We start from the raw sequence: 9,852 nt of genomic DNA on the forward strand, positions 1-9,852 counted from the left end.
CGCCTGCCGGCGTGGTCAGTTCCCTCCGGCGGGCCAGGCGTTGAGCTTGTCCTACCTTCCAAGCGTGGGTCTGAGCCGGTCATTCGTAAGATCGGCGGGCCCGGGGGTTCTGGGTATGGCTGTGAGCTTGTCGCCGTTGGATGGCTCAAAGAACTTGGCCGCCCGGAGCCCCGCGACGACTCGACCGCTAATTGGGATACGCGACTTGATCGCTTCGTAGGACAACGTCGGCGAGGTCGTCTGCGGGATTCGTGTACGACGACGAGCTGGCGGAGGTGACCGTGCCCCAGATCTGGGCCGGAGTGGACATTGGCAAGGAACACCACCACTGCGTGGTGATGGATGCCCAGGGCGAGCGTCTGCTCTCGCGCCGAGTCCTCAACGACGAGGCGGCCCTGCTGGAGCTGATCTCAGATGTACTGGCGCTATCCGGCGAGACGCTGTGGGCGGTGGACATCAACCATGGCGGCGCCGCGTTGCTGATCGGCCTGCTGCTCAACCACGAGCAGCCGATGGTCTATATCACCGGCCTGGCCGTGCACCAGGCGTCGACCGCATACCGGGGCCAGGGCAAGACGGATGAGAAGGACGCCTTCGTCATCGCCGACCAGGCGCGCATGCGCATGGACCTCGGTCTGCTGCGGCCCGACGATGAGATAGCCGTCGACCTGCGCACCCTGACCGCCTGCCGTACTGACCTGGTCAACGACCGCACCCGTCAGATCAACCGGCTCCGATCGCAACTCCTCGAAATCTTTCCGGCGTTGGAGCGGTCACTGAACCTGAATAAGAAGGGCCCGGTCGTCCTGCTGGCCAGCTATCAGACACCGGCTGCGATCCGCCGCAGCGGTGCCAGCCGGATCGGCACATGGCTGAAGAACCGCAAGGTCAAGAACGCCGCCGCGCTCGCCGAGACCGTGGTCGAGGCGGCCAGGTCGCAGCACACCGCACTGCCGGGCGAGAAGTTGGCAGCCGCGATGGTGGCCCGCCTAGCGAAAGGGGTGATCGCCCTCGATGAAGAGATCGCCGAGCTCGACGCACTCATCGAGGCACGGTTCCAGGAGCACCCGCACGCCGAAGTGATCCGCAGTCTGCCCGGCATGGGTGCCCTGCTCGGCGCCGAGTTCATCGCTGCCACCGGCGGAGACATGGAAGCTTTTGGCACCCCCGACCGCCTGGCATCCTTCGCCGGCCTGGCCCCCGTTCCTCGTGACTCCGGCCGCGTCAGCGGCAACATGCGCAGGCCCCGCCGCTACCACCGCGGCCTGCTCCGGGCCTTCTACCTCTCCTCGATGGCCAGCCTGAGATCATGCCCTGCCTCGCACAGGTACTACTGGCGCAAGCGGAACCAAGGAAAGGGCCACAAGCAGGCACTGCTGGCCCTCGCCCGCCGCAGAGCCAATGTTCTGTGGGCGATGATCCGGGACGGAGCGTGCTACCAAGCCCAACCGTCAGTCACGGCAGCGGCTTGACATCGTCATTGGGAAGTTCTTTATGATTCGGTGTCCGTGTTGACCGTTTCGCTGGATGTTGACCGAGTCTGTGACTGGTCAGGCCAGTGGCCAACTCGATCCGCGCATGCTGGGACAACGCCCAAGGGCAGTACATTGCTTGTGAGACGCGGCCAATCCATGGCACCAGAGGCCAGGGCGGGGGATGCCTGCGATGCAGGAGTCAGAGCCGGTTGACACGCCGCGTCGTGCCGGCAATAAGGGCCTACTCATCTTCGCTGTGGCGAGCGCGCTGTTCCTCGTGGCCTTGGGCTACCTCGTTGATTCGATGTTGGGCTGGTGGGCTGGGCCCGACTGGATGCTCGTTGTGGCCGGTGTGGTGTTCGCAAGCGTCGTCGCCTTCGCACGCCTCTCCACTAAGTGAGAGTTCTGGCGTCGGTTCGCCAGTTGATCGGGCCGGGGCGGACGTCAGGCTTCCGCAGACGCTCCCGCGCTTTGGTGCGATCCGGACACCGGGGGGCTTTGCTCACAGCGGTGGCGAACATCCCCGGGGCGTCTTGGGGCGCACCTGGCCGGGCGGCAGGTGGCGGGGGTTCAATGGCGGTCATGATGCGTAGAAGAACGTCATCCACCGCCGCCGTCACCGTTGTTGCTGCTTGCCTGTTCGCCGCTCTCACGTCGTGTTCCTCGGATTCTTCGGACGGGTCAACCGCTGAGGGCCAGCCCAGCAGGTCCGGATCCAGGCCGGCGACCGATCCCACAGAGACGGCCACGCCATCGCCCTCGCCAACCGGGCCGTGTGCTGACGGGACGTGCGAAATCAAGGTCGCGGTGGGAGATGTCGTGACCGTGCCAGAAACGTACGGCCTCGGGCCGATCAAGGTGACAGCGATCGCCGGCGGCAAGGTCGACATGGTCGCCCAGTTGACAGGGTCGGGCTACAGCGTCTCGGGCTGTTCCGGTGGCGACGGCGTGTCGTCGAAGGGTGAAGGCGGTGTCGGGTTCAGCTGCGGGCAGGGACCCGCCGCGACCATCAACGATGCCATGAGCCTGAAGGTCGTCGACATCCTCGATGCGGCCGCCGTCCTCCGCATCAAACCCGCCGGGTGACACACGGCCCGGCCCTTTGCGACCGGGCCGCTTGCGTGCATTTCAGGAACAAGCTGTGAGGCGGGTGTGGTCGACCCTGCAGGGTTTCCTACGTTTTCCCCTGCGTTCCCCCCTACGGTGTCTTACTCGCATGGCGAGCGTGTTTGCGCAGTTCAGACCCCTAGGAGTTGTCTTCAAATGTCACGCCCACATCAGGAGTGATGCGAGGGTGACGGCTGCTTGGTAGGACTCGGCGGTCTTGTCGTAGCGGGTGGCGATTCCGCGCCATTGCTTCAGGCGGTTGAAGCAGCGTTCGACGACGTTGCGGTTTTTGTAGAGCTGTTTGTTGAAGGTCGGTGGGCGGCCGCCTCGGCTGCCACGTCGTAGGCGGTTGGCGATCTGATCGGCTCGTTCGGGGATGGTGTGGCCGATGCCGTGCCCGCGGAGTCAGGACCGGATCGCCTTCGAGCTGTAGCCCTTGTCGCCCAGGACGTGATCGGGTCGCACTCGGGGCCGGCCCGGACCGGTTCGTGGCACCCGTATCGCCTCCATCACGGCGGTGAACTGGGTGCAGTCGTTTGTGTTCCCGCCGGTGATGGTGAAGGCCAGCGGGCGACCCCAGGCATCGCAGGCCAGGTGAATTTTGCTGGTCAGGCCGCCACGGGACCGTCCGAGTCCGGGGCCGCGGCGCCCCCTTTTCGCGCCCCGGCGGCATGCTGGTGGGCGCGGACCACGGTGGAGTCGACCGACACCAGCCAGTCGATATCGCCGACCGCGTCCGCTCGCGCTTGGGCGGCCTGGAGCATCCGTTCGAATGTGCCGTCCAGAGCCCACCGACGGAAACGGGTGTGGAGTGTGGCCCACGGGCCGTATCGGTCGGGCACATCACGCCAGGCCGTTCCGGTACGGAACTTCCACACGATGCCGTTGAGCACGGTGCGGTCGTCCGTCCGCCTCCTGCCTCGTGACGAGACAGGCAGCAGCGACCGGACGAACTCCCACTCGCAATCCGACAGTTCATGGCGACGCATCACCCGGCCATGATCCACTACTCAAGATCTTTTGAAGACACGGCCTAGCGCACCACGCAGTAGCGGGCGTAGACGACTCCGGAGCTGAAGGTGCGGGTCTCGACGAGTTCGAGATCCACCCGGCGCTCGTGCCGGGGAAAGAAGGGGACGCCACCACCAATCAGCACCGGGTAGACCCTGGCCCGGTACTCGTCGATCAGACCCGACGCGGCCGCCTCGGCGGCGAGACTCGCGCCGCCGACCGCGATGTCGCCCTCTTCCGGCGCGGCTCGCAATCGCTCGATCTCCTCCGCCAGGCTGCCGGAAGCCAGGCGGGTATTTCCCTGCACCGCCGACAGCGTGGTGGAGAACACCACCTTGGGGAGCGGCTTCCAGATCGCGGCCCACTCGAGCATTGAGTCGTCGAGCAAGGGGTTCTGGTCGGCGGTCTCCCAGTACAGCATCGTCTCGTACAGCCGTCGTCCCAACAGGTGGACGCCGACCCCTCGGATCTCGTCGGTGACGAAACGGAAGACCTCGTCGTCGGGCTCCGTCCAGTTGAAGTCACCGTCCGGCCCGACGATGTACCCGTCAAGTGAGACGCCCATCGAATACGTCACGCTGCGCATCAGAAGTCCTCCTCGCTACCGGGTTCGACAGTACGGCCGCCGGACACCGCAGGGCTCACCTAGGCTCGCGAGATCCCCCGAGGGTCTCCCCGCTCCGCGAGAATCATCACGAAGGGCGGCGATCTTTCAAAAAGATACTGAAAGGTGGGTCTCTCACATCCGAGGAAAGCCCGGGAACGTCTACTTATACGTTTTGGTTGTTCTCCCGAAACTTCATTTCACGGCCGTTCTCCTGCGCACCTGCCACGTGTCACAGGACGAGTGGGGTCTGTGGCAAGCCTGCAGGAGGACGGCGGAACAAACACCCGCGCCTGGGTCAGGATCCGCCGAGGCCCGATTCCAGCGAAGCCGTCATCGGCTGGTGCGGGGCAGACCCGAGAACCCGGGGATCCCATGGTGGGGCTGCCCATCAGTGCCAGCCGATCAGGCGTTGGATCTCGCGGAAGGCTGGCTGTCCGATCCTGCTGGCCTGCGGAGGCGGCGCGGGCGCCGCTGGCCGGCGGGCGCCCCGGGTGGGGTCTGCCGACCGAACGAAGCCCCGGCCGGCTCGATGAGCCGACCGGGGCGGGCTGGAGGCAGTGTTGTTTCAGTGGTGGCCGTGGGCGGTGTCGGAGGCTCCGCCGAAGAGCCGTGCGACAGCGCGGAATGGCAGGGTGGCGACGGTGGCGACGGCACCGCCAACAGCACGAAATACGTCCGCGATTGCCTTCAGCATCTGATGTCCTCCATTCGATAGCATCGCGGAGCCGGAGGCGCCGCGATGCGGCTGTTCAATAAGCCCGTACCCGTCCGGTCCAGGAAAAAACTGAGCGATCCACGGCCAGATCGAGTGCCCCAAACGGCAGGATCAACTGGTGAGCGCAGAAGTGACAGCGGGATGGGCCGGCCTTATCGTGGCCGCGGTCGGTGCGGCGGGCGCCTTCATGCCTACGTGACGAACTACTACCCGGGCGAAACCTGTGGCATCGCCCTCGGTTCCGCCTCGGGCATCGGCCGGATCGGCTCGATCGCCGGCCTGACGATCACCGGTGCGCTGGCGACCGCGGGATAGGCCCCCGTGGGCGCCAGGAAGCCGAGGACGGCTATCACCGCGAAGAAGTAGAAGCCTGGTGAAATCTCGACGCCGAATGTCGGCGACTCCCGACGTCGTTCACATGTTCGGGTAGGGCAGGCATTGAATGCTGGTGTCGCTGAGCCCTATGCGGCCGGGCTGTCTTCGAGGTCGACTTGGAACGTCTCTTCCAGGATGCGTCGACCCGCCCTGGTGACGGTGAGGGCTCGGGGCTGTAATTCGATCCACCCGTGCTCTTCTTCGAGCGCCCTGTCCCCCTACCCTGCGAGCGTGTCCAGGATTTCTGCGATCGGGGTGGGGTCCAGAGGGCCGATGTGTGACGCCCCGGGAAAGTCGTGCACGCGGAAGCTGTTGCCGGGCGTGAACGCGTCGGCTTCCGCGATCATTCTGTCCTGGAGTGCGGTGGCGATCGTCCGGTCCCTGCCGAAACGCAGGTAGGTGCGGGGAATGCGTCCCCAGCTACCGGCCCGGCCGACCGCTCGGCCCGCATAAGCGGTGACGGGCTCGTCGGTCTGCAGGCCGGCCAGTATCCGGCGGAATTCGGCGTCGGGGTAGTCCGCGCAGATCATCTCCTTGAGGAGGGCCAGCTCACGGCTGTCACCTGTCCGGAAGTTCAGTCGTAGGACACCGAGCCGGTCCGGGTCACCCACCGTCAGCTCGACCGGGCTGACGGCGTTCGCGTTCTCGGGTGCCGCCGTGCAGGCGTCCGCTGTGGGCAGGACACGGCTGGGACAGAAGGCCGCCATGTAGCAAATGTGGTGCAGCAGATGCGGGACGGCATCGCCGACACGGCTGACCGATACGCCACCCAGGCTGTGCCCGACCAGCACCACCGGGCCGTTGCCTGCCGCCCGCCGCACGATGCCCGTGACGCGCGCCTCATAGTCCTCCAGCCCGAGGCCCTTCAGCGGGGAGAGCTCGGCCGCCATCGCTTTGAGGTCCTGCCGCTGATACGACTCCGGCACGAAAGCCTCCGCGCCGTGCCGCGGCTGGTCCACCATGACGACGCGGTGACCGCGCAGCGTCAGCTCACGCGCGATCGGCATCCAGAACGCGCCGGCGCTGTGGGTACCGTGCACCAGCACGTAGGTGGTGAGCCCGCGACGCGGGTCCGCTGCGGCCGGCGAGCTTCCCAGCCCGGTGGCCAATGCCACGCCCCCCACCGCGAGTCCCAGCCCACGCAATGCCGTCCGCCGGGTGGCACCTGATCGTTCTTCGTTCGTCGCATTCATCATGAGCACGACGCTATGAGAGGCCCACTCGGCCCGCCAGCGGTCCAGCACCACCACAGGGGTAGACCCAACACCACCTTCCAATGCAGCCGTTCCGCTTGGTCTGAAGGCGTGGAACTCCCGTGATCGCGGACAGAAGGTCCTCTTCATTTCGGCATCGCGTCACGAAGGGAGTAGCTTCCCGAATGATCCTGTGATGGTCATCGAGTAGGCCGACGTTGGCGCGTCGGTCGGGAAGACTCGCCTCGTGCTCACGCTCGTCAATGCTGACGGCTTCATGCCAATGCGTTCGCATGCGTAGAACCATGGCCGCCGCCGCGGTGGCCGCTACTTGTCGGCGTGCGTGTCAACGTGCACACCCAAGTACGGCTGAACGCGCAGCGTCGTGCGGATCGACGATGAGGCGAGCGGAGGCAGGTCCGATGCTTCAACCGACCGCGATCGACCACCGGACTCAGCGAGACCCATAAGAACGGCCCGGCGGCCACCGTGATGTTCCGTTCCCAACGGCCTGGGATCGAGCGTGCGCCGCATCCGCTTCTGCCGACGGAGTGGGGACACTTGGCGCCTGACAGCAGTGGACGGAGCCGTCCGCAAGGCCAAACATCGGGTCGGTCAGAGCCGTCTCGTGGTGAACAGGGTAGTCCCGTGCACCGCGTCCACTTCCTTCCGCTCGGTCTCGGTGAACCCGACCTTGGCCAGCACACGGCGAGAAGCGGTGTTCCAGTCCCAGACCGTGGCCCACAGACGTTCGTACCCAGACGATCTCGCCCAGGCCAGAACCGCCAACGAGGCCTCAGTCGCGTATCCCTGACGCCAAACCCGGCGCAGCAGCTCGAAGGCCAGTTCCGGTTCCCTTACCGATCCTCGGCCGCTGTCGACCAGCCCGCAGTAGCCGATGACGTCATGAGAGGCCTTCCGCTCGACCGCGAGCAACCCGATCGACCACGGCTGGTTGGTACGGATCGAATCCTCGAGCTCCGCGACCGTGGGGTGTCCGTCCCGGTCGATTCGGCGGTGCGGCGGCACTCGTGGGTCACGTTCGGTCCACAGCTCACGCTGGACGACAGCCTCGGCTACCCGCCAAGGTCTGAGCAGCAGCCGACTCGTCTCGAGTACAACCTCACTGGCTGGAGACGCGCCAACTGTCATGGCAGCAACCATGTCACGGGTGAACGAGCTGTCGGGCCACGGGGTGCGCTCCGTTCGTGGTGATCATGGACGCTCGATATGCGGGACAACCGAGATCAATCTTTGAGTGTCGTCTTGGACGTGCACGTACGGCTGTACGCGGGGGACACGTTGACCCGTACGCCGGCCCACCTTCTGCGGCGGCCGACCGGCTCGTTCCGTCTGGGCCGCCGTCACGGCCGGCGGCGGCTCCGGCGGCACGGCGCTTCACGTAAGGGATCCGCCGGTGACCCCTCGGCCCATCCCCTTGTGTCCGTCGGCGTCGCCGCGTCCGCCGCGCTCGCTATCCTGCCGCCGGCCCGGCCGCGATCCTCAGCGCACGCCCGACACGCGGCGAGACCTCACCCCGCCGCATCGCGGACAACGTCGCCATCGACCGCGTCAACGACGCCACTGTCCCGCGGCCCCAGCCGGACGCGCAACGGCCCGCTACGACGCCAGGCACGGTGTGCGGCAGCTGTTCCACGCCCCGTCTTCCCCCACTCCACCGTCGGCGGTGCAGCGGCGGCTCACTATCCTTTCGCCCAGCACGGACGAAGGAGCACTGTGGTGGGACCTATCGAAACTCAGGTGGCTGTCGTCGGGGCCGGGCCCGCCGGCCTGACACTGGCAACGCTGCTGCACCAGCGGGGCGTCGCCTGCGTGGTGATCGACAAGTTCCGGCGCGACCAGCTGGTGGCCAGGTCCCGTGCCGGTTTTCTGGAACGCCGCACCGTGCGGCTGCTGGACCACCTCGGCCGTTCGAAGCGGCTACACGCTGAGGGCCTGCCCCATACGGCGTGCGAGTTCCGGTGTGACGGCGAGGTCGTGCGGCTGGACTACGCGGACCTGTGCGGAGACACCCCGAGCTTCGTCTACCCGCAGCACCAGCTGGTGGCCGATCTGCTGGACGGGTACGTCCGGGACGGCGGAGCGGTACTGCTGGGGCACCCCGTCGTCGGCCTCGGCACCGAGCGGGCGCGGCCGGTGGCGCGGTGCGCGGACGGCACGGTGGTACCGGCCGATGTGGTGGTGGATGCAGCCGGCCAGTACGGTCCCGTGCGCGCCGACCTGCCCGCTGACGCCTTCACCCAGTACGACATCCGGCACGGTGTGCGGCTCCTCGGCGTCCTGGCGCGGACTCCGCCCTTCGCTCCCCATACCGTCTACGGTCAGCACCGTGAGGGGTTCGCGGGGCAGATGCTGCGGTCCGCGGACGTGACGCGCCTGTACCTGGAGGTGTCCCCGGGTGAGAGCCTGGAGGACTGGCCCGAAGAACGCATCTGGCGTGAGCTGGATGCCCGGTTGGCGCTACCGCCGGGGGCGCTGCGGCGGGGGCCGGTGCTCGAGAGGTCTCTCGTGGAGATGCGTACCTGGGTGGTGGAACCCATGCGCCTGGGGCGGGTGGCGCTGGTGGGTGACGCGGCGCACATCGTGCCGCCCTCCGGTGGCAAGGGGATGAACCTCGCCATGGCCGACGCGGCCGATCTCGCGGCCGCCCTGGGCCGGTACTTCCGCGAAGACTCCGCGGGGGATGTCGGTGAGGTGCTGGCGGCCTACTCACGGCGGCGCCTCACCGACGTGTGGCAGGTGCAGGAGTTCAGCCACTTCATGCTCCACCTCCAGCATGGCCCGCTTCCCGGTACCCCGGACGCGGGGTACCTCGAAAAGCTGCGGCGGGCCCGGCTGTTCCGGCTGCGCGACGACCCGGCCTACGCGCGCGCCTTCCTGGAACGCTACATGGGGCCCGAACTCCCGCCGGGCCTGTGACCCGCGACTCGGCTACATGGAAGCCGACCGCTACGAAGAAGAACTCCTCTTCCAGGTCCTGACCGAACGCGAGGAGAAGAACAGCGTCGCCATCTCCTCCAACGAGTCCCTCGACGGCTGGACCAAGACTTTCACCGACCCCCGCCTCTGCGCGCCATCGTCGACCGCCTCACATTCAACGGCACCATCATCGAGACCGGCACCGTCTCCTACCGACTCGCCAGCACCCGAGCCGAGCCGAGGCCGAGGCCAGCTAGTGACCTGAGTCGAAGATTCGTCGTTGGTTGGGCATGAGTCGTCCGGGTCCGAAGATTCCGCCGTTGTCGGTCACTGGTGCTCAGCGGGGGGTGCTGGAGGGTTGGGTGCGTCGCCGGACGACGGCTCAGGCTCTGGCCCAGCGGTCGCGGATCGTGCTGGAGTGCGCCGAGG

8 protein-coding genes and 3 pseudogenes are annotated in these 9,852 nt (G+C 67.0%); 6 read left to right on the forward strand and 5 right to left on the reverse strand.

Annotated elements, in window-relative coordinates; genetic code table 11:
• Nucleotides 1–275 precede the first annotated feature (275 nt).
• The 3 genes from AB0436_RS29635 (at nucleotide 276) to AB0436_RS29645 (ending at nucleotide 2,561) form a co-directional block, all read left to right on the forward strand.
• A complete protein-coding gene (locus AB0436_RS29635) occupies nucleotides 276–1,472 on the forward strand; it encodes an IS110 family transposase (RefSeq protein ID WP_366471030.1) in 1,197 nt (398 codons plus the stop codon).
• Nucleotides 1,473–1,665: 193 nt separating this feature from the next.
• Complete coding sequence (locus AB0436_RS29640; protein WP_366471021.1) at nucleotides 1,666–1,875, forward strand: hypothetical protein; 210 nt, start codon at nucleotides 1,666–1,668, stop codon at nucleotides 1,873–1,875.
• Between the two features lie 407 nt (nucleotides 1,876–2,282).
• Nucleotides 2,283–2,561 carry a hypothetical protein gene (locus AB0436_RS29645; RefSeq protein WP_366471022.1) on the forward strand — a complete coding sequence of 93 codons (279 nt, stop codon included), beginning with the start codon at nucleotides 2,283–2,285 and terminating at the stop codon, nucleotides 2,559–2,561.
• A 180-nt stretch (nucleotides 2,562–2,741) separates the two neighbouring features.
• Here the strand turns inward: AB0436_RS29645 and AB0436_RS29650 are convergent.
• The 5 genes and pseudogenes from AB0436_RS29650 to AB0436_RS29670 form a co-directional block, all read right to left on the reverse strand.
• Nucleotides 2,742–3,571: pseudogene (locus AB0436_RS29650) on the reverse strand (IS5 family transposase).
• A gap of 44 nt (nucleotides 3,572–3,615) precedes the next feature.
• Nucleotides 3,616–4,179, reverse strand: a complete 564-nt coding sequence (locus tag AB0436_RS29655; protein ID WP_366471023.1) for a dihydrofolate reductase family protein — start codon at nucleotides 4,177–4,179, stop codon at nucleotides 3,616–3,618.
• 586 nt (nucleotides 4,180–4,765) lie between these two features.
• On the reverse strand, nucleotides 4,766–4,894 hold the full coding sequence (locus AB0436_RS29660; RefSeq protein WP_366471024.1) for an LPFR motif small protein: 129 nt from the start codon (nucleotides 4,892–4,894) through the stop codon (nucleotides 4,766–4,768).
• A gap of 614 nt (nucleotides 4,895–5,508) precedes the next feature.
• The gene (locus tag AB0436_RS29665; RefSeq protein ID WP_366471031.1) at nucleotides 5,509–6,414 is read right to left on the reverse strand and encodes an alpha/beta hydrolase; all 906 of its coding nucleotides are present in this window, start codon (nucleotides 6,412–6,414) and stop codon (nucleotides 5,509–5,511) included.
• A 684-nt stretch (nucleotides 6,415–7,098) separates the two neighbouring features.
• A complete protein-coding gene (locus AB0436_RS29670) occupies nucleotides 7,099–7,635 on the reverse strand; it encodes a GNAT family N-acetyltransferase (RefSeq protein ID WP_366471025.1) in 537 nt (178 codons plus the stop codon).
• Nucleotides 7,636–8,223: 588 nt separating this feature from the next.
• On the opposite strand from AB0436_RS29670, the gene AB0436_RS29675 reads away from it, so the two are divergent.
• The 3 genes and pseudogenes from AB0436_RS29675 to AB0436_RS29685 all read left to right on the forward strand — a co-directional run.
• Nucleotides 8,224–9,423: an FAD-dependent monooxygenase gene (locus AB0436_RS29675; RefSeq protein ID WP_366471026.1), complete on the forward strand. Its 1,200-nt coding sequence runs from the start codon at nucleotides 8,224–8,226 to the stop codon at nucleotides 9,421–9,423.
• 7 nt (nucleotides 9,424–9,430) lie between these two features.
• Nucleotides 9,431–9,717, forward strand: a pseudogene (locus tag AB0436_RS29680) (ATP-binding protein); the annotation flags it as partial.
• Nucleotides 9,714–9,852 (forward strand): annotated as a pseudogene (locus AB0436_RS29685) (IS630 family transposase); the annotation flags it as partial. The pseudogenes AB0436_RS29680 and AB0436_RS29685, both read left to right, overlap by 4 nt.

Source organism: Streptomyces sp. NPDC051322 (genome assembly GCF_040689485.1).
GTDB lineage: Bacteria > Actinomycetota > Actinomycetes > Streptomycetales > Streptomycetaceae > Streptomyces.

Coding starts and splice junctions, on each gene's coding strand:
- AB0436_RS29640 (WP_366471021.1), top strand. CDS start 1,666: ATGCAGGAGTCAGAGCCGGTTGACACGCCGCGTCGTGCCGGCAATAAG.
- AB0436_RS29655 (WP_366471023.1), bottom strand. CDS start 4,179: ATGCGCAGCGTGACGTATTCGATGGGCGTCTCACTTGACGGGTACATC.
- AB0436_RS29660 (WP_366471024.1), bottom strand. CDS start 4,894: ATGCTGAAGGCAATCGCGGACGTATTTCGTGCTGTTGGCGGTGCCGTC.
- AB0436_RS29670 (WP_366471025.1), bottom strand. CDS start 7,635: ATGACAGTTGGCGCGTCTCCAGCCAGTGAGGTTGTACTCGAGACGAGT.